This window comes from Pseudomonas sp. BN505 (assembly GCF_029873175.1).
Taxonomy (GTDB): domain Bacteria; phylum Pseudomonadota; class Gammaproteobacteria; order Pseudomonadales; family Pseudomonadaceae; genus Aquipseudomonas; species Aquipseudomonas putida.
Window position 1 is genome coordinate 170,627 of record NZ_SSOI01000026.1, and the last position, 19,358, is coordinate 189,984.

The following is a 19,358-nucleotide window of genomic DNA, read 5'->3' on the forward strand; positions in this document are numbered from 1 at the left end:
GGGGAGTGGCCGTCAAAGTAATAGCATTCTAGCGGGTGCCCAGCACATCACGGATGTTGTCCACGACATTGTTGTCTTTGATCACATCACTGAGCCAGCCTTCCAGCGGCATGTTGCCCCACTTTATTGCACGTTCTATCAGGTAGGGTACCGGGCTTTGCGGTTCGCTCTGCTTGAAGTACTGGGCAATGCCCGCAAGCATGGTGAACGCCTCATCGCGGGTCAGCGGCGTGGTGCGCATGGCGGCTGGCACAGTCGCCGGTGGGCGTGTATCCATTTGTTCACCTGCTGATTGGGGGGTGGCCGTGACGGCCTCTGGCTCCTGCTCCTCGAGGAGGGTGGGGTGCAGCTCGACACCGCGGTCCTTGAGCAGTTTCTCCGCCAGCTGGCTTGCACGCGAGAGCATGTCGGCAAGGCTGGCAAAGCTGGGTGCCTCGCGCTCGAACAGGCGGTCTACCGTAGCCTGCAGGCGCTTGCATGCATTGAGACTGGTGGCAATCTCCAAGGCCTTGGCGCGCAGGTGATCGGTGTCGCTAAGTGCTACCGAGCGCTGGAAAATCTCGGCGTTGATCTTGCCTTCGTTAAGCGCTGTCTGCATTGCCTTGGGGTTTTGCAAGGCGAGGTTTTCTACGTGGCGTGATTCGTCATAGCGCAACACGCCAAAATTCTGCCCTTGGGTAATAGGCAAACCACCGGCAATGTCGCTGAGCGTGGTCTTGAGCCAGGACAGCCGCGCTGCGCGCTCATCCAGGCCGTCTTCCAGGGTTGGGTACAGCGTCTCCCAAAACGCGTCCAGCACCCGTTCGGTCAGCTCCAGGCCAAAGGTGATACCTTTGAAGTGCTCGCGCTGAGCCAGCCCTTCACTGAGCCAGGCCGCCAGCATCAAGTCTTTGCTCTGCTCCGCCAGCCCTTGCGCCGACAGGTCGATCACCTGCTCCCAGTTGGCAGTCTTCAGGTCGGTTTGCCAGTCGCCCTGGGTCAGGTAGTCAGGGTCGGCCCGGCGTGCCTCCTTGATCTGGTCGAACAAGGCAGAGAAGCTCAAGTCTTCGCCACTGCCACCCTCGATGGGGGCGGCCAGCGTGGCCAGCGAAAGGTCATTGAGAATTTCAGGCATATAACACTCTGGACATGGCTAATGAACAGCGCGCCAGAAAAACTGGCGGCGCTGCCGGGTATGGGCCGCCGCAGCGGCCCATGGTTTGTCACCTGCTTAGGCAAACACTTTGTTCGCGGTGCGGTCCCAGCCACCGACGATGTTGCCGCCGGCCTGACCGTCGGTGCGGTTCTGCTGGGTGTAGGTGGTCTTGATACGGGCAAAGTTGAAGCTGATTTCTTCAATTGGCAGGTCGCTGACGGCCTTGTCTTCACCCCCTTGGTTGCCACCGGCAACGAACTTCACCGACGAGACCACGACTTCTTCCATGTCGATGGTCAGGTAGGTGACTTTATCGCCACCTGCACGGTTCACGTTCAGTTTCAGCTTGGCGATGTGCTTGCCGGTGCAGCAGTGCTCGAACAGCTTGGCCGAAGCCTTGTCGACGGCTTTACGGATCTTGAAGTCGCTCAGGGCAACACGCTCGGACGACGCACCACCCGAGGAGCTGGCAGTTGCCGAGGTAGCCTGGGTGGCGCCGTACTCGTAGCCCAGCACTTCGATCCAGTCCTTGTGTTTGTCATCCAGTACTTCGCCCGGGATGCCGTCGATTTGGATATACGCGTCAAATGCCATTGTGAAACTCTCCATTAACAACATGTAAAGGGTTGCTCATGCGCCCCTTGGTTTTGACCTCGCCGGGCACGCCGGCAGAGGTAGCTTGCCGCCCCCCGGGCCTCCTCCTGTGAGGCCCGGGCGACCGGTTCTTGCGGGATGGCTCAGTTGAGACCACGCACTTCGATTTCTACCCGGCGGTTGGGCTCAAGACACTTGATCAATTGCGCGCGTGGTTGCTGCATGTCGCAATTGACCAATGGCTTGCGGCTCCCTTCGCCTTGTGCAACCACCAGTTCGGCAGGCACGCCCTTGCCGACCAGATAGGTGCGTATGGTTTGCGCCCGTTGTTTCGAAACCTGCAGGTTGCCCTGGCTGTCGCCCAACTGGTCGGCGTGGCCCGAGATGACGATCTTGCCGATGTTCGGGGTGTTCAGCAGCTTGCTGGCAATCGCGCTAAGCTGGCCCTGGCCTTCGTTTCTAAGGCTCTGGAAGTCGGCGCGGCCGAAAGCGAACAGGGTGTCGGATTCCAGCGTGATGGTCTCGATCGAGCGCAGCGACTGAGCCCGCAGGCTGTCGATGTAGTTACGCGAACTGGACATCAGGAAGGCGTTGTCGAGGATGCGTGGCGCATCCGGCTCACGGATCTGGTCGCTATAGAAAGTGATCTGCCGGCTTGCGTACAGGTAGTCCTGGTTGCTGCCTGCTTCGCTACCGGCTGCGGTCATGCGCTGGCCGGTGTGGCGGGCGATAGCCGGGTACCAGTAGTCCGGCAGGTGCGCCTTGAGGAACGCCGGGTCGGCCTTTTCGCGCTGGGCCGGGGACAGCATCACATAGGTGTCCAGGGTGGCCTTGCCGAAATCAGCGATCGACTGGGCGCGGTTGTCATGCGGCAGCGCCTCGGCCTCGACGCTGTCAACACCGCTCACCGGCTGCAACTCGCGGGTGTTGCGCTGGTAGACCTTGAGCGTGGTCAACAGGTAAAGGGTTCGCGTGAGGTTGTCGGCCGTGGGTTTGAGCATCACGTTCTGCAACGTGGCGAAGTAGCGGCTGCGCAGCAGCGGCTCGACTTCATGGCCCTGGTACAGACCCAGGCGCATGCCTAGCGGCACGCCCTGCTCATGGTGTTGCTGATAGTAGTGCGCGGCCCAGAAGCGCAAGCGATCCAGGCTACGCCAGGCGGTGTACTGGCCGCTGGCAGCCTGGTCGTCGGCCTTGGCCTGGGCCAGTTCGCCGGCAATGCTGGCCAGGGTGGCGCGGTTGTTCAGGTACGACCAGCCCCACAGGCTGCACAGCACAATGGCTACCAGGCCGGCGGCGCCGACCCAGCCAGCCTTGCGCCGGCGTTCGCGGTGGTTGCTGGTGTACAGCGCCACCAGGTGTTGGTCGGGGATGATGACCTTGCGGAACAGGCTATTGATGAATAGCGGCGCCGGCTGGCTGCCAGCTTCGGCAGCACCTGCGGCGTGTTCGAGTGCGAAGCGCTCGGCCACATGCTGGCCGTGGCTGCCCCACTGGGCTTCGTCGGCTTGCAGCGCGGCGGTGAAATAGAAACCGCGCAGCATTTCGGCACTCTGGTACGGGTTGGCACGCAACAGGCTGTCGACGAACTGCTGCAAGCGCGGCTTGAGGGCGGCGAGCTCCAGCGGGAACCGATAGGCAGCGTTGTTCTGCCGAGTTACCTGAATGTCCTGTTGCACCAACTGCTGGCCTGCCACCTGCCGCCAGTAACCGGTCAGCTCGTCCATGGCCTTGCCGAAGCGCTGGCCCCAGTCGGCCTGTTCGTAACCCTTGTGCGAGAAGGTTTTGCCCATCACTTCGCCACGTGAGGCGTCGTCCAGCTGGCGATAGAACGCTGTAAACCCGGGTATCAGGTCGCACTTGGTGAACACCAGGTAGATGGGCAGGCGCACTTCGAGCAGGGCGCAGCTTTCCTGGATGCGTTCGCGCAGGCGCTTGGCCACGCGCTCCTGGTCCTCGGCCGAGCCATGCAGGATGTCGTCGATGCTGACGCTCACGATCAACCCGTTGAGGGGACGGCGCTGGCGATGCTGGCGCAGCAGCTGCAGGAAGCCGCGCCATTTGCCGGCTTCTTCCGGGCTGTTCATGTAGCGCCCGGCGGTGTCCAGCAGCACCGCTTCGGAACTGAAAAACCAGTCGCAGTTGCGCGTGCCGCCCAGGCCCGCCACCCTTGCGCCTTCGCGCTCGGCATAGGGGAAGTTCAGGCCCGACTGCAGGATCATGGTGCTCTTGCCCGCGGCCGGCTGGCCTATCACCAGGTACCAGGGCAGGGCATACAGCGCGTCTTTGGCCGAGGCGCCGCGGGGCTTGTTGCTGTGCAGGCGCTCGATGCTCTGCAGCAGGCGCTCGCGCAACAGGCTGACTTCTTCGCGGTCGGCCGGGGTGGCGCTGAGTACGGCCTGGTCAGCGTCGTCACGCAGCAAGCCTTCGAGGTTGTGGTGCTGGCCGACACCGCGGTACAGCAGCAGTACATAGCCCGCTGACAGCAACAGAAACACGCCGATACCTGCGAGCAAGCTGTGCAGCGAGGCGAAACCGAAGGCACGGCCAATTGCCCAGACCAGGAAAATCGCCAGGAAGAACGCCACCCCCAGCAGATAGGGTTGGTAGCGCAGGCAGTAGTACTTGATCTTGTTCATACAGGCGTCGCATCCAGTGCATCGACGAACTGGTCGATGACGTGTTCAAGAGGTCGGTCGTAATCGTGCAGCTGTGGTGCACCTGTCAGCGGGCTCAGCAATTTCAGATGCTCACCCTTGTCAGCGCAGCCACTGAGCAGTCGGTAGGCGCAGTTGGCATGGCGCGACGGGAAGCAATAGAGGCGCGGGTGCATGAAGTCATCGGCCAGCAGGCTTACCGCTGGCACGCCATGGCTACCGCTCATGCGTGTCAGCCAGGTCAGCCACAGATCGGCAACAGGATTTTTAAGGCCGCGTTCTGCCGGCAGTGGCAATTCAATGCCGCCCGCAAAGTCGCCGTGCAACGAGCCCCTGCTGTTTTTCAGGTGAGCGAGCGCGGTGGCGCTGTCGAAGCCCGGCCACGAACCGTACAGGGCGCGGGCGACATCAGCAAAGCTGAAGTCGTGCAGGAACTTGGCATGAACCCGGCGGAACAGGTCCAGGTCCTGGCCCTGCAGCGGGCGCAAGGCCTTGATCCGTTCGAACAGACTGGCGCAATCGGCGCCTTGTACGGCCTGATGCAGCAAAGGCTTGATCTGCGCGCTGAACAGTTCGCCAAGGGTGAACGGGTTGACCCCTGCAATGCCTTCCTCGCCCTTGATCAGCTGGAAGATGAAGAACGGGTAGCGCCGTTGGCTGGCATCGCGCGAGCTGAGCAGGCCGCCCAGCAGCCAGTTGCCGTTGCGTGCGCGGTAGTTGAAAAAACACATCGGCAGCGTGTCGAACAACGCTTGCCAGTCATCGCGGTGGCGCATGGCCACCAGCGATGATTGCAACCAGGCGTCGAACTCGCAGGCTTCCTCCGTCGCGCCGTGCAGGCTGACGAAGTCCGCGCTCGTCGGTAGCTTGCCGAAGCAACCGATCATTGCGCGCCCCTGTCGTTGAGGGCGCTCAGGGCCTTGACGTTACCCAGATCGGTCAGCTTGACCCCACCGAAGTTGCGTACAACAAGGCTCACGCGGCCACTGGCGGTGTTCCAGCTAAAGCGTTGCTGAATGCCGTCCAGGTCGTCGACGCGGGCGCTTTCGTTCATGCGCAGAAGGCCCCATCGGCCCGGGAAGTCGAACACGGTAAGCCGTGCGCCGCTCAGGGTAACCACGTCCAGGCGTGCGCCGGGGGCGTTGCTGGTGGCCGGCCAGGCAAAGCGGTTCCAGCTGCTGCGGCCGTTACGGTAGTGCTGTTCCTGGCCATCGAGCGTGAACACGATGTCGGTGAAGTTGGCCGAAGGCTCCAGCATGATCTCAAAGCCGTTGTCACGGTCCGAGAGGCTGGCGATCACCTGGCCCACCGAGCTGGCCTTGTCGATGCTGTTGAGCATGCCGGGGTTGACCAGCGCTGGCCCCTTGCTGTCACCCACGCCCAGGCCTTCACCGCCGGCCAGGTTGCCGATTTCGTTACGCTTGAACGCCGGGAGCAGGCCGCTTTGCGGGTCGACGAAGCGCTGCAGGTCTTTCACCGACGCTTCGTTGTTGCTGCTACCGGCAATGGGGTAACGGTGCGCCATGACCTGTTCCCACGGTTTGGCGATCTGCTGTGCCCAGGCTTTGGCGATTTGCTGGCCGGCCGGGTCGCGCAGGGTGGCCCAGGCGTACTGGATGGGCAGGCTGAACAGCCCCTGCAAGGAGCGGGACAGGCCGTCCTGGCTGGTATCGACGCTGCCTTCCACATAATTGCGTACGGTGGTGACTTCGCTCGGCTGGCCTTCCAGGGTCTCGCTGATCAACTGCTTGCTGCCCTTTCCCACATCCTGCGAGCGCTGGATGTTGTTCATGCGCACCTTGAGCTTGCGCAGCGCAGCCAGGTAGCGGTCCATGATGGTGCTGTCGGCGCCTTCTGCGTTGTTCTCGGCGAACACCCGCGCCACCGGTTCGAAACGCTTGGCCAGGCTGCCGTCATCCACTGCCGGCAGGGCCGGGGCGACGTTGGCGGGCAGGGCGTGATCGGCATCGAACAGGCCGGTGACCTTGCTCCAGAAGCCGTCATCGCGGGCGGCACCTGGGCTCGGGATAGCATGGTTGATCGGCAGGTCCCAGCGGGTATTGTCATTGACCGCAGCCAGCAGGTTCTTCACCGGCGAGTTCTGCACGTCGCTGAGCAGGCCCAGTTGATCGGTGGCCGAGGCCAGGTCGGCGAAGTGGCGCATGCCGACGCTGCTGACCATCTTGTACCAGGCTTGGGTGTAGTCGCGCTTGTAGCGGGCCATGAACTCACGCACGAAGTTGGCTTTTTGCACGACGGCATCGCCGCCTTCGCCGTCCAGCACCCAGTCCGACTCGTTGCGCAGGTTGCCCGACACCAGCTTGATCAGCTCGGGCTTGACGAAGGTGTCCCAGCCCTGGCGCGTGTAGATTGCCGGTACCCCAGCGGAGCTGTACAGCAGCGCGCGGCCCGGTTGCGGGACCAGGTCGTTGAGGCTGAGCGCCGGGAACTGGCGGCTCGACTCAAGTTGCAGGCGCAGGTATTCGCGATCGACCAGGGAGCTGGAGATCATGAATGCCTTGAGGCTCTGCCGGGTTTCATTGATCAACTGCTCGTTGCGCGGCAGCGCGGGCGCTTGGCCTTGCTCCAGCAGCTGCACGTACAGCGGCACGTTTTCCTCGATTACCCGGGTGTCGGCCGGGGACCCTTCAACTGCTGCGCCGGCCCAGGCCTGGGGCAGGCTTGCAGAGACGAAGGCCGGGTCCGGGTGAGCCTGGGGTTCGGTCAGCAGCAGGTACAGTTTGAGTGTGTTGTAGGCCTCGATGATCGAGGCCACCTGTTGTTCGTTCAGCCGGCCAAGCATTTCTTCGGACAACGACAGGCCGCCGGTAGTGGCAGACAGCTCGGCAGCATCGCTGGCCGTGGCCAGGTTGACCTTGGCGGCGTAGGCGCCCAGGCGGGTGTCGACTGCGGCGGCCTTGGCGGCCACGGCAGCGGCGATCGCCTTGCCGCTGCGTTTTTTAGGCTGCGGCGCCGGGGTGAACTCCAGGGCCTGGTTGATGCCGTTGGCAAAGGTGTTGAACGCGCGCATCTGCACTTGCAGGCTGCGGGCGATCGGCTCCAGCGCCTGGCTGCGCAATTGCGCCAGGTAAGCGGTGCTGCTCACCTGGTGGATCGCTTCGCCATGGTAAAGGCCGGCAGCCAGTTGCAGCGGGACACCTTGCAGGCGATGGGCTTCGACGATCGACATCTGTTCGCGCAGCACCTCCAACCCCTTGCCGGCAGCCAGCAGTTGCTCGCGCTCCTGCGCTTGTTCGATCTGCGCCAGTTGCCCGCGCAGGCCTTCGAGCCATTGCCGGTTGTTGTTGAACGACAGCGCCTGCCAGCCGATGAACACAACCCCCGTGGCGACGGCCAGGCCTAGTAACAGAGGGCTGAACGCGGCCTGGCTGCCCTGGCGGGACTGGTACAAAGTCAGGTCGCGGTCCGGGAAGATCACCCGGCGGAAGGTGTCGGTGATGAAGTAGCTGCGGTTACCGACGGCCTTGGTGGTGCTTTCGACCCGCTCGTCGTAGGCCGCCTGGAGGGCGAACTCATCGGCGATGACGTCTTCATAAACCTGCCCCAGCTGCTGCCCGGTCTGCAGCGCACTGGTGAAGTACAGGCCCCGCAGCAATAGCGGATTAGCACCGCGATGGCCCTGGGTGAAGTGGTCAAGGAAGGGTTCGAGCACTTCACTGAGGGCGGCGAAATACTGCGGGAAGTTCAACAGGGTGCTATCGGCTTCGGCACCGAGGGCGATCATCTGTGCGTCGACGTGCTGGCGAATACGGCTTTGCAGGTTTTTCAGCCGCGTTTGCAGCACGGCGTGCAGGCCATTGTTGCGGATTTCCGACAGGCCAAAGGTCATGCCCAGCGGCTGCTGGCGTTCGTGCAGGTCGAGGCCCTCAAATGCCTGGCTGAACCCCGGCAACTGGTCGGTCTTGCTCAGCATCAGGTAGATCGGCGGGTTGGCGCCCAGGCATTCGGCGTACTCTTCGACCCGTGCCACCAACTGGTTGGCCAGGGCATTGCGCTCATCGCTGTTGGCCGCCAGTAACTCGGGCAGGCTTACCACCAGGACCAGGCCATTGATCGCCGCCTTGCCGCGCTGCTTGCGCAGCATCCGCAGAAAGGCCGAGAACTCGCTGGCCGACTGGTCGTCGCGCAGGTAGCGCCCGGCGGTATCGATCATCACGGCATCGGGGCTGAAGTACCAGTCGCAGTGCTGGGTACCGCTTTCACTGTCGTTGGCCGTGGCAATGCTGGCCGACAAGCCGGAATGGGTCAGCAGCGAAGTCTTGCCCGCAGCCGACATGCCAACCACCAGGTACCAGGGCAGATCGGACAGCGCGGCCTTGCCGCCGCCTCCGGCAGAGCGGTCGGTGCGCAGCATGGCGATGGCGTGCTTCAGGCGCTCGCGCAGTACCTGCTGGTCACGGAACTCGCCGGTGGCATTCCACGAGCGGTCGACCTCGATTTGCAGCAGGTTCTCGAGGTTGTGCTCGGCACGGATGCGCTGATATTGGCGCAGCACAATCACCAGCAGGAAGCAGGCACTGATTATTGCCAGCGCTTCCGGCACGTGATGACGCAGCCACGGCACCAGCGGCGCGGCCAGCCAGCAAATCAACAGGCTGGCCAGCCACAGCAATGGCAGCAGCACCCAGAAACTTTTCAACAGACGCAGTAATGTTTTCATGTCTTCCTGACTCGGCTACCTGACGTGTGCTCAGGCACTGAACAGCTGGCGGATTTGTTCGGACAGGGCGGCGACGTCCTTGTCCAGCAACCAGTCGAGCGTGAGGTACACGGCGATGCACACCAGCGCGATCAGCGTCAGATACACCCACAGCGGCACTTCATGGCGCAGCATCTGCGACACCTGGTCGGGCAGGGCCCAGTCCGGTGACAGGGCTTTGGGCGCCTTGCGGTAGCGGGCGATATCCTGGCCCAAGGTATTGGCCAGGTAGCGCAGCTGGTCTTTCTGGCCGAGGCTGAACTTGCCCTCGAAGCCCAGGGCCAGGCACAGGTGGTAGACCTCGAGCACGTCGATGTTCTGCTTGACGTCGGCACGTAGCGCATCCACTTTTTCGAAGAAGCCTTCACCTGCCAGGTGCACGCCGAAATAGCGGAACTGCAATGGCTGCAGTTCAAAGTGCCGGCGCAGTTCGTTGTCGCCTGAGCGCAGTACGCTTTCGTCGAGGAAAGCGCACAGCGCGTATTGGGTGTCCTTGACCTGCTCGACGCTGTAGTTGGCGGCGCGGGCATCACGCTCCAGGTTGGTGAAAAAGCGCTCGACGCTGCCTTCGAAAGCCTGCACCGAGGTGACCTGGCGCCCGCGACGCACGATCAGCGCCATGCTGATGAAGTCCTGGACCAGGTCCTTGAGTGTCGGTTTGTCATTGGCGGCCGCGACGGCGCCCTGTTGCAATACGGCTTCGGTCATTTGAGCACCGCCATCAGTTCAAGCTTGAGGTTGGTAAAGGCGCTGGGCGCATAGAAGCAGATGGCCTGGGCATTGATCATTCGCTCATACACATTGCCGTGCGGCTCGATGGCGAAGTACTGGTTGTCCAGGCGTACCGGAATCGCGTTCGGCAGCCGGGCGGCATGATTGAGGGTGACACCAGGCATGGCGCTGTTGACCACCACTTCGATGTCTTCCGGTGAGCCGACCTTGAACGCCCGGGGCACCAGCTCCAGCAGGCTGGCGCCGGGCATGTCGGCGTGCACGGCAATATAGAAGTCCGCCTCGGCCAGGCGTGGATCGTGCAACTGGCCTTGCCAATGCGACGGTTTGGTCTGGGTAAGGTTGATGACGATGCACTGGTTGGGCACGACGTTGTCGAGCATTACCCGGATCATCTCGTCCAGTTTCACCAATGATGCTGCGGGGTCTTGATGGTCGTACTCAGGGATGTCGCTTAACTGGGTGTCCAGGGTGAAGGTCAGCAGCCCGCCAGCCAGGTCGGCGAGGAACAGGTACAAGCGCTCCGGGTGCAGGCGCGGATGAGCCAGCAGATGAGCCAACTGCGGGTGGGCACGGTTGACCGTGTTCAACAACCAGAACAGCGTGACGTCGCTGGACCCGAACTCGGCGATCTGGTCGGCGCGCTCACGTCGCCGGCCGGAAAGTGCCTTGCTCTTGGCCTGCAGGGCCCCGAGCAGGCGCTTGCCGAGCCCGGCGATGGTTTCGTGGCTACCCAGGTGCAGGGTAGGGTGGACGAAATGCGGGTCAATATTGAAGCCGCCCATGCTGTTGCGGGTCAGCTTGGCCAATGGACAATGGGTGTAACCGTCGAGGCTGTCACCGTCGACCAGCATTACCACGTTCAGGCGCAGGCTGGTGATTTCGTTCTCCAGTTCGCCTTCGTTAAGGTCTGGCAGGGTGTCGAACTGTTTGCGAAAACGCCGCGCAGCCTTGTGTTCGTGGCCATCTTCGACGTAATTGAGGCCAAAGGGCTCAGGCAGCTTGAGTGCCGCATAGACCTTGAGGTCATTGGCCTTGAGCAGGTCTTTGAGGTCGCGTGCGGCAGGCAGCGGGTCGTGCTGCGGAGCGTCGTACAGGCTGCCATCTGGGAACACAAGCTTCAGGCGTTTGAGCTGCAGCGTACCGTTGGCCAGGGCGTCTTCGTCGACCTGCAGCGCTTGTACCCCCCAATGGAAAGGGGTACTGCGCAGTGTCGACTCAGCCAACTGGTGCTGGTGGAACTCGTCCTGGTACTGGAAGTGCTGGGGCAGCAGGAACATGCCTTCCGACCACATCACCCGGCTCTGCTTGCTCATTTGACGCTATCCACTAAAGAGTTGAAGGTTGAATCCATGGCGTTGTTGGCCGACTGGCCTGCGGCGTCGGAGGCTTTTTCGATAACTGCGCCCTGCACCTTGTCCGTCAGGGTCGGGTCAGCGTCTTTGGCCTTTTGCGCAGCCGCGAGCTGGTCGGCGGTGGGTGGTTTGTTCAGCACATCCACGCCACGCATGGCGCTTATTTCAGTCTTGTCCACCAGTACCCGCAGGCCGTCGGAGGAGAACCAGATGCCGTCCTTGCGCAGCGAGTTGGCGTCGAAAGCGACTTTCCAGCGCGCGCCTTGTTCATCGCGGAAGAACGCCGCCACACCAACGTAGCGAGCATTCTTGGCCAGCGGCCATTGGTCGATCTGGCCGATGCCCGGCAGCAGGGTGATCTCGCGTGCTTCCACCAGGGTGTTGCCCAGTGCCTTTTGCGGGGTATCCCACAGGGTCTCGGCATCGGTCGCGGCGAAGCGCTCGAGGTCCGTCAGCTGGTACACGCGCATCACCACAGACAGTGGCTTGCCCTCGGCATCAGGGTTGAGCTGGTTGCCGCCGTCAGAGGTCAGGATGACCTTCTCGCTGTCGGCCAGCATGTCGGCAGCCCAGCTGTCCTCCATGCGTTTGCCGATTCGGTCGGTAACCCCACAACCGGCCAGCGCCAGCAGCAGGGCCGCGGTGGTCAGGCGTTTGAGGGCGGTGTGCTTGAGTTGCATGACGGCTAAACCTCCGGTCATTGATCAGGCCAGGCGATAGGCGAAGTCGCCATCGCTGCCCAATTCGATCACCAGGCGTTCGATGGGCGTGTCCTGGGCCATGCGTTCGAGCACGCGCTGGGCGAGTTCGGGCATCAAGGTCTGGGACAGAATGTTGTCGATATTGCGCGCACCGCTGTCGACCTCGGTGCAGCGCGCAGCGATAGCTTTGACCAGCGCCTCGTCGTAGCTCAGTTCGGCCTGGTGGTTGCGGGCGAAGCGCTTGGCGATGCGCGCGAGCTTGAGGGCGACGATGCGCTCCAGGATCTGGTCCTGCACCGGGTAGAACGGCACGATGCTCAGGCGGCCAAGGAAGGCCGGCTTGAACACATGATTGAGTTCGTCGCGCAGGCCTTCGACGATGGCCTGCGGCGTGGGCAGCTCTGTGGCATTCAGGCAGGTCTGCATGATGCGCTCGGTGCCAGTGTTGGAAGTGAGGATGATCACCGTGTTGCGGAAATTGATTTCGCGGCCTTCACCGTCGTCCAGTACGCCCTTGTCGAATACCTGGAAGAACAGTTCGAGCACGTCCGGGTGGGCTTTTTCAACCTCGTCGAGCAGCACCACGCTGTACGGTTTGCGGCGCACCGCCTCGGTCAGCACGCCGCCTTCGCCATAGCCGACGTAGCCGGGGGGCGAGCCCTTGAGGCTCGACACGGTGTGAGCCTCCTGGTATTCGGACATGTTGATGGTGATCAGGTTGCGCTCGCCGCCGTACAGGGTATCGGCCAGGGCCAGGGCGGTTTCGGTCTTGCCGACGCCGCTGGGGCCGAGCAGCAGGAACACACCGATCGGCTTGTTCGGGTCTTCCATGCGCGCCCGGGAAATCTTGATGCGCTTGCCGATTTCGTGCAGGGCATGGTCCTGGCCCAGCACGCGCTCGCCGAGCAGGGCGGGCAGGCGCTGTACGGTGTCGATTTCGTCACGCAGCATCTTGCCCAGCGGGATGCCGGTCCAGCCGCTGATGACCTGGGCGATGGCGCCGCTGTCGACCAGCGCGTGCACCAGTGGCTGGTCGCCTTGCACGCGAGCCAGTTCGGCGCGCAGGCTATTGAGCTGCCCGGCATCGGCGTCGTTGGCGGCATCCAGCGCCTTGAGCTGTTCGACCAGCGCCAGCTCTTGCTGCCACTGCTCGTTCAATTGCTGCTCCTGCTGCTGTTTGGCCTGCAGGCTGGTCTGCAGCTCACTCAAGCGGCGGGCATGGTCGTGGCCTTTGCCGGCTTCGTGGCCGAGCACGTCAATTTCTGCCTGCAGGTTGTCGATCTGTCGACGGCAGTCTTCCAGCAAGCCAGGCTGCGACGATTGTGCCAGGGCAATGCGCGCACAGGCGGTGTCGAGCACGCTGACCGCCTTGTCGGGCAGCTGGCGCCCGGTGATGTAGCGGCTGGACAGGCGCACCGCCTGCACCAGCGCTTCGTCCATCACCGCCACCTTGTGGTGCTCGCGCATCTTGCCCAGCAGCCCGCGCAACATGTGAATGGCCTTGTCCTCGTCAGGCTCTTCGACCTTTACCACCTGGAAGCGGCGGGCGAGGGCGGCGTCCTTCTCGAAATACTTCTTGTACTCGGCCCAGGTGGTGGCGGCGATGGTACGCAGTTCGCCACGCGCCAACGCCGGCTTGAGCAGGTTGGCAGCGTCGTTCTGCCCGGCCTGGCCGCCAGAGCCGATCAGGGTGTGGGCTTCGTCGATGAACAGGATGATCGGGTGCAGGCTGCGTTTGACCTCTTCGATGACCGCCTTCAGGCGGTTTTCGAACTCACCCTTTACCCCGGCGCCGGCTTGCAGCAGGCCAAGGTCGAGGGTATGCACGGCAACGTTCTTGAGCACAGCTGGCACGTCGCCCTGGGCGATGCGCAGGGCCAGGCCTTCGACCACGGCGGTTTTGCCCACGCCGGCTTCACCGGTGAGGATCGGGTTGTTCTGCCGGCGGCGGGAGAGGATGTCGACCATCTGCCGCACTTCGAACTCACGGCCCAGCACTGGGTCGATGCGGCCTTCGCGTGCACTTTGGGTGAGGTTGACGGTGTACTGGTCCAGCGCAGGGGTCTTGCCGCCTGCCTTGCTGCTGTTGGCCACCGGTGCCGCCGGGCTGGCCAGGGCGCTTGCCTGGCGGGACTCGGCGCTGCCTTCGACGAGCGCGGCGAGGTTCAGGCGCAGGTCGTTGGCATTGATTTTTTCCAGCTCCGGGGCCGAGGCAACGACCACCCGGCGCAGTTCGGCGTCGTCGAGCAGGGCTTGCAGCAGGTGGCCGCTGCGCACCTGGCCGACGCCATACTCGATGGACGCCAGCAGCCAGGCCTGCTCGATCATGCGGGTAATGTGCGGCGACAGCGCCGGGGTGCGGGTATTGCCTTTCTTGAACGTGCCCAGGGCGGTGACCAGCTGCGCCTGCAGGCGCTCGGCGACCACCTCATAGTGGCGCAGGATCGGGGCCAGGTCATTGTCACCGGTGTCGAGCAACTGCAGCAGCAGGTGTTCCACCTCGACATCGTAGTGGTGCTCTGACAGGCAGAGGGCAGCTGCGCTTTCGGTGGCCGTGCGGCTGGTTTCGTTGAGCTTGGCGAACAGCGACTTCAGGTTCACAAGGCGACCCCATCGTAAGGAATATGGAAAACGGCGCAACGCGAAGGCTCCGCGTCACGGCCAGGGCGTTTGAGCCAGCCGAGCCAGCCCAACGCGACATTGCCGTTGCGGCCGAGCCGGGCGCACGGTACCGCCTCGCGCTTGAGGCGCGGGGCGATTTCAAAGTCCAGGCCGGCACCTATATAGAAGCGCACCAGCTCGACCAGTTTGCGATGGCACTCGGTACCAGGCTGGAAGCGCTGGTAATCGGCCAGGCTCAGTGGGCCCAGCTCAATGCGAATGCACGATTGGTAGTCCCACACCCGCTTGCCAGCAACGGCGCTGTGGCCAAGCTGGGCGTTGCGCCGGCCAAGCTGGGTCCGCTGCTCAGGCGGCAGGTGCAACCAGCGCCCGGCAAACTGCTTGACGTGGATCGGCAGCGAGAAATAGAAGCCGAGCATGCGCTCGAGGTTCAGCGCATTGCGCGGCTTCTGGCTGAGCAGGCCGGCAAAATAGCTGAACAGCTCGCGACGCAATGCTGACGGTTGTTCTTCAAACTTGAGCTTCTGCGCCCGCGGGCCGAGGCCCACCAGGTTGAGCAGGTAGCCATCGAAGCCCGAGCTGCCAGTGCGCTCGTGCTCGATATGGAATTTGTATTTTTGCCAGGCCTCGTAGAACAGCGTGGTCATGCGGTGCGAGAAAATGTCGAGAAAGGCATGGGCGGCATCGTCTCGAAACTGCACATGGCGCTCAAGCAGCAACTCGGTGTACGGACGCGGCAGCACGCCTGAAGGCCCGACCAGGCCCATGAAGGTAACCTGCACTTCCGACAGTGGCAGGCCGGCAGGCGAGACCTTGCCTGCGTGCTCGAAGTGCAGGTCGCTGACTTCGCTGGCCGGAAACGCCAGCGACAGCTGGGTGCGGAAACGCAGCGGGTCTTCGTGGGGCCGGGTTGCCAGGTCCATGCGCCCGGTGCGGCTGTAGTGCAGGCGGAGCAGGCGCACCAATTGAAAGAATTCGAATCGGTGCGGCTCGGCTCGGGCCTGATCGATCAGACCAGGGGCTGATCGCCAGTACGTGCTGGCCATTGGACGACTCTCTTTTCTCGTTGTTGGGTGCGCAGGGTCAGTTGCGTGAAGCTGTTCATCGAGCAGTACTGGCCGAAGAAGTGGTCCAGCACCATGCCGAACAGGAACACGCCGCTGCCGGTGAATTGGTGCTCGTCGAGGGTGAGGGTAATGCCCACGCCCCGCACGAAGTTCGGCCGCGGATGGCCGATACGCGCAACTACCGGCTCGCTGTTGATGGCCTTGATGCCGTTGATCTGTTTGCGGATGGCCGAGACGTTGCGGTAGTTGTAAAGCGACAGCAGCTCCAGCAGCACTTCACGGCCTTGGCTGACCAGTGACATATGGTTCAGCGACAGGTGCGCGATCAGGCGCCATATCAAGCCTTTGCCCAATGGCACGCGCACCGTGGCGGTGGGCTTGCGCAGGCAGCGGATATCCTTGATTACCGAGTTGGCGGGAATGTTGAAATCGCCACGCTCGCCGCCGAACGGGAGCATGAGCGGGACATCGCGGTTGCTGCAGGTGAGGGCGATGCTGAGGGTGTCGCTGCTGGCGCTGATCAGCTCCAGGTCGCGGTCGACCACGCGAATGCTCATGGCAGTGGCGTCACCCTGGGCGCGCCGCCGGGCAACCCAGAAGCTGCTGTGCAGGTCTTGCTCGCCTCGCGGCTCGAAAAACGGCTGGCAAGTGGCAACCTGGTCGGTGCCCCCCAGTTTACGAACCCGACGCACACGGTCTATGGATACCACTTCTGCTGCGTTGTGCAGCCGGGTGTCCGGGGTGACCGGATACTCGTGCTGGGTGTGGGTCAGTTTGATCGGCTCGGCTTGCTGGCGGAACAGGTTGATGATGGGCGTGCAGTTGAGCTTGAAGTTGTTGCGCCCGATATTCTGGGTCAACCGCGCCAGTCGCTCGCCAAGGTCGTATTCGGAAAAATAGAAATTGATGTCGACCTGCTCGATGGCCTTGCCCTGCAGAATGCGGGCAAAGCCACTGAGGTCGAAGAACATGAACTTGTCGGGGAACGTGAAATATTCGTGCAGCAGCCGGTAACCGAGGAACGAGCGCTCCGAGTAGTCAACCAGGCCTTCGTCGCGGGCATAGCCTACGGCCTTGAGGGCATCGACGGGCAGTGCGACCTCACGGCTGCGGCCCCCGTCGTTGAAGCTCAAGGTCGCCTTGGCCAGGTTATTGAACAGCAGCTCGTACAGGTGCAGCATGAGCGTTGCTTCGCCGTCGAGGAAAAACCGCAGGCGGTCCATATGCATCTGCCCGAACAGAGCATCGCCGGTGGCTGCAAGGCGGATACGCAGGTGTGCGACCAGGTCGGCACTGTGGCCGTTGAAGGCCGAACGTTCCATTTCGACGAACGAGGCCTGTTGCACGGCAATCGGCCACAGCTCTACCGGGTAGCACGTGCGGAACTTGCACACCACGCCCTCTATGGCGTTGGCATGCATCTCGGTATGGCGCGCCACCCGGTACGCTTCGGTGACTTTCTCGTGCCTGCCCAGGCTCAGCTCGGCAATCGACATCGAGGGGGTAGGGCGCAGGTAATGCGGGTACAGCACCTCAAGGAAGGATTCGACGATTTCCGGAAACTCGTCATCGAGCTTCTTGTGCACCCGCGCAGAAAGGAACGAGAACGCCTCGATCAGGCGCTCGGTGTGCGGGTCTTCGCAGTTGTCGCCCTCGATCAGCAAGCGCGAAGCGATTTTCGGGTACTGCGCGGCAAACTCCTGGCCGAGGAAGCGCAGGTGCGACAGTTCCTTTTCATAGTAGGGCAGCAGTTCGTCGAGCATCAGTTGAGGTTCTGCACTTTGTATTCCTGGGTGTTGACCTGCAGCACGGCGTCGAACGAGACCTGGCGACTGATGTCCTGCAGACGCAATACGGCGTCCACGCGGAAGGTCAACATGCGGTGGCCGTTTTGCTGGGCCAAAAGCTGCACACGGACCCGGCGGAAACGCCGGTCTCCGGTACTGATCGCCCGCTCCAGCTGTTGCTGGATCAGGCGGCGGTCATGTGGGTCGAGCACGCTGCGGCTGATGAAGTCGGGCATGCCGTATTCAAGGATGGAACCACCGAGCTGGCTGAAGCCGTCGAGCTCTTCGGCGACCAGGGACTGGCGGGTATTCACCAGCACCTCAAGGTCACGGACGATGCTGGCCTTGTACTCGGCCAGCGAGCAGGTACGCTGCGCGGCCGGCTCGGCCGACTGGAACGGACGGTCGTCCAGCAGTCGGTCGAGCAGCGAGGGCAGCAGGCGGGCCTGGTTACTCATGTGTCATCCCTGTACACACCGGCTTGTCAGCCGCGCGCCCCTTGAGGCAGTTCGGCGACCAGGCGCAGCGAGGCGGTCAGTTCGTCGAGCTGGTAGTGCGGGCGCAGGTAGGTTACAGCCTTGTACACGCCTGGCTTGCCTGGTACCTCGAACACCTCGGCGCGGGCTTCGCGCAGCGGGAACTTGGCCTTGGCCTCCTGGCTGGCGGTGTCGTCCAGCAGCACGTAGCTGGCCAGCCACTGGTTGAGGAAGCGCTCCACGTCCATGCGCGAGGCGAAGCTGCCGATCTTGTCGCGCATGATTGCCTTCATGTAATGGGCGATGCGCGACGTGGCGAAGATGTACTGCAGCTGGGCCGACAGGCGTGCGTTGGCGTTGGCGATGTCGGTGTTGTATTGCTTTTGCTTCTGCGCCGACTGGGTGCCGAAGAACGCGGCATAGTCGGTGCCCTTGCAGTGCACCAGGGGAATGAAGCCCAGGTCCGACAGCTCTTTTTCGCGGCGGTCGGTGATGGCGATCTCGGTCGGGCACTTGAGGGCGATTTCGCCGTCGTCGGTCTTGAAGGTATGGGTTGGCAAGCCTTCGACCAGGCCGCCACCTTCTACGCCGCGGATGGCCACGCACCAGCCGTAGCGGGCGAAAGCATCGGTGACGCGGGTGCCGAGGGCATAGGCGGCGTTCATCCACAGGTACTTGTTGTGGTCGCGGCCGTCGACGCTTTCGACGAAGTTGAATTCTTCCACCGGCGTGGTATCAGGGCCATATGGCAGGCGGCCGAGCACGTGGGGCAGGGTGAGGCCGACGTAGCGTGAGTCTTCCGAGGCGCGGAACGACTTCCACTTGGCGTATTCGACGGTGTCGAAGAGATTTGCCAAGTCACGCGGGCCGGACATCTCGGTGAACGAGTCCCAGCCAAACAGCTCGGGGGAGGCGGCGGAGATGAACGGTGCATGCGCCGACGCTGCCACGTGCGAGATCTCTTCCAGCAGGTACATGTCTTCGGGGTTGCGGTTGAACTCGTAGTCACCGATCAGCATACCGAACGGCGCGCCACCGAAAGTGCCGTATTCTTCTTCGTAGACTTTCTTGAACAGCGCGCTCTGGTCGAATTCGCTGGCGGCCTTCAGGTCGCGTACCAGGTCCTTCTTCGAGGCGTTGAGCAGGTGGATCTTCAGCGTGGTGCTGGTTTCGGTCTGGTCTACCTGGTATTTCAGGCCGCGCCAGGAGGCTTCCAGCTGCTGGAACTCGCGGGCGTGCATGATCTCGTTCATCTGCTCGGAGAGCATCGAATCGATCTCGGCGATACGCGAGTCGAGCACGGCGATCAGGTCTTTGCTCGGCGTCATCTCACCTTCGAGCACCTGGTTCACCAATTCGCCAATCAGGTCGCGGGTGCGGTTGCGCTCGGTGTCGGAACGGGCCACGCGGCTTTGCGAAATGATGCTGTCCAGCAGTGAGGGCTGTGGCGCGAAGTTTTCTACTTCGACCAGTTCGCCGGCCTGTTGCGGTGCGGTTTGCTTGTCGGTCATG

At 62.8% G+C, this 19,358-nt stretch carries 13 protein-coding genes; all 13 read right to left on the reverse strand.

Going from position 1 to position 19,358, the window contains the following annotated elements:
- Positions 1-28: 28 nt before the first annotated feature.
- On the reverse strand, positions 29-1,114 hold the full coding sequence (gene tssA / locus E8E78_RS05880; RefSeq protein ID WP_197862839.1) for a type VI secretion system protein TssA: 1,086 nt from the start codon (positions 1,112-1,114) through the stop codon (positions 29-31).
- A 96-nt stretch (positions 1,115-1,210) separates the two neighbouring features.
- Entirely contained in the window at positions 1,211-1,729 is a 519-nt protein-coding gene (locus E8E78_RS05885; RefSeq protein ID WP_016499518.1) for a type VI secretion system tube protein Hcp, read from the reverse strand.
- A gap of 143 nt (positions 1,730-1,872) precedes the next feature.
- Positions 1,873-4,368, reverse strand: a complete 2,496-nt coding sequence (gene tssM / locus E8E78_RS05890) for a type VI secretion system membrane subunit TssM (protein ID WP_016499519.1) — start codon at positions 4,366-4,368, stop codon at positions 1,873-1,875.
- Positions 4,365-5,273: a type VI secretion system-associated protein TagF gene (gene tagF, locus E8E78_RS05895; RefSeq protein ID WP_280313394.1), complete on the reverse strand. Its 909-nt coding sequence runs from the start codon at positions 5,271-5,273 to the stop codon at positions 4,365-4,367. Before tagF ends, tssM begins: the two co-directional genes overlap by 4 nt.
- Complete coding sequence (locus E8E78_RS05900) at positions 5,270-9,067, reverse strand: type VI secretion protein IcmF/TssM N-terminal domain-containing protein (protein WP_280313395.1); 3,798 nt, start codon at positions 9,065-9,067, stop codon at positions 5,270-5,272. The genes tagF and E8E78_RS05900 overlap by 4 nt, the downstream gene beginning before the upstream one ends.
- Before the next feature lie 30 nt (positions 9,068-9,097).
- On the reverse strand, positions 9,098-9,814 hold the full coding sequence (icmH, locus tag E8E78_RS05905) for a type IVB secretion system protein IcmH/DotU (RefSeq protein ID WP_016499522.1): 717 nt from the start codon (positions 9,812-9,814) through the stop codon (positions 9,098-9,100).
- Positions 9,811-11,154 (reverse strand): type VI secretion system baseplate subunit TssK, encoded by a 1,344-nt coding sequence (gene tssK, locus E8E78_RS05910; protein ID WP_016499523.1) that lies wholly within the window; start codon positions 11,152-11,154, stop codon positions 9,811-9,813. Before tssK ends, icmH begins: the two co-directional genes overlap by 4 nt.
- A complete protein-coding gene (gene tssJ / locus E8E78_RS05915) occupies positions 11,151-11,873 on the reverse strand; it encodes a type VI secretion system lipoprotein TssJ (protein ID WP_280313396.1) in 723 nt (240 codons plus the stop codon). The genes tssK and tssJ overlap by 4 nt, the downstream gene beginning before the upstream one ends.
- 24 nt (positions 11,874-11,897) lie before the next feature.
- Positions 11,898-14,495 carry a type VI secretion system ATPase TssH gene (gene tssH, locus E8E78_RS05920; RefSeq protein ID WP_280313398.1) on the reverse strand — a complete coding sequence of 866 codons (2,598 nt, stop codon included), beginning with the start codon at positions 14,493-14,495 and terminating at the stop codon, positions 11,898-11,900.
- Positions 14,492-15,562 carry a type VI secretion system baseplate subunit TssG gene (gene tssG / locus E8E78_RS05925; RefSeq protein WP_280313400.1) on the reverse strand — a complete coding sequence of 357 codons (1,071 nt, stop codon included), beginning with the start codon at positions 15,560-15,562 and terminating at the stop codon, positions 14,492-14,494. The genes tssH and tssG overlap by 4 nt, the downstream gene beginning before the upstream one ends.
- On the reverse strand, positions 15,526-17,346 hold the full coding sequence (gene tssF / locus E8E78_RS05930; RefSeq protein WP_280313401.1) for a type VI secretion system baseplate subunit TssF: 1,821 nt from the start codon (positions 17,344-17,346) through the stop codon (positions 15,526-15,528). Before tssF ends, tssG begins: the two co-directional genes overlap by 37 nt.
- Complete coding sequence (gene tssE, locus E8E78_RS05935; RefSeq protein ID WP_028613918.1) at positions 17,346-17,828, reverse strand: type VI secretion system baseplate subunit TssE; 483 nt, start codon at positions 17,826-17,828, stop codon at positions 17,346-17,348. Before tssE ends, tssF begins: the two co-directional genes overlap by 1 nt.
- 26 nt (positions 17,829-17,854) lie before the next feature.
- On the reverse strand, positions 17,855-19,357 hold the full coding sequence (gene tssC, locus E8E78_RS05940) for a type VI secretion system contractile sheath large subunit (RefSeq protein ID WP_016499529.1): 1,503 nt from the start codon (positions 19,355-19,357) through the stop codon (positions 17,855-17,857).
- Position 19,358: the final 1 nt, after the last annotated feature.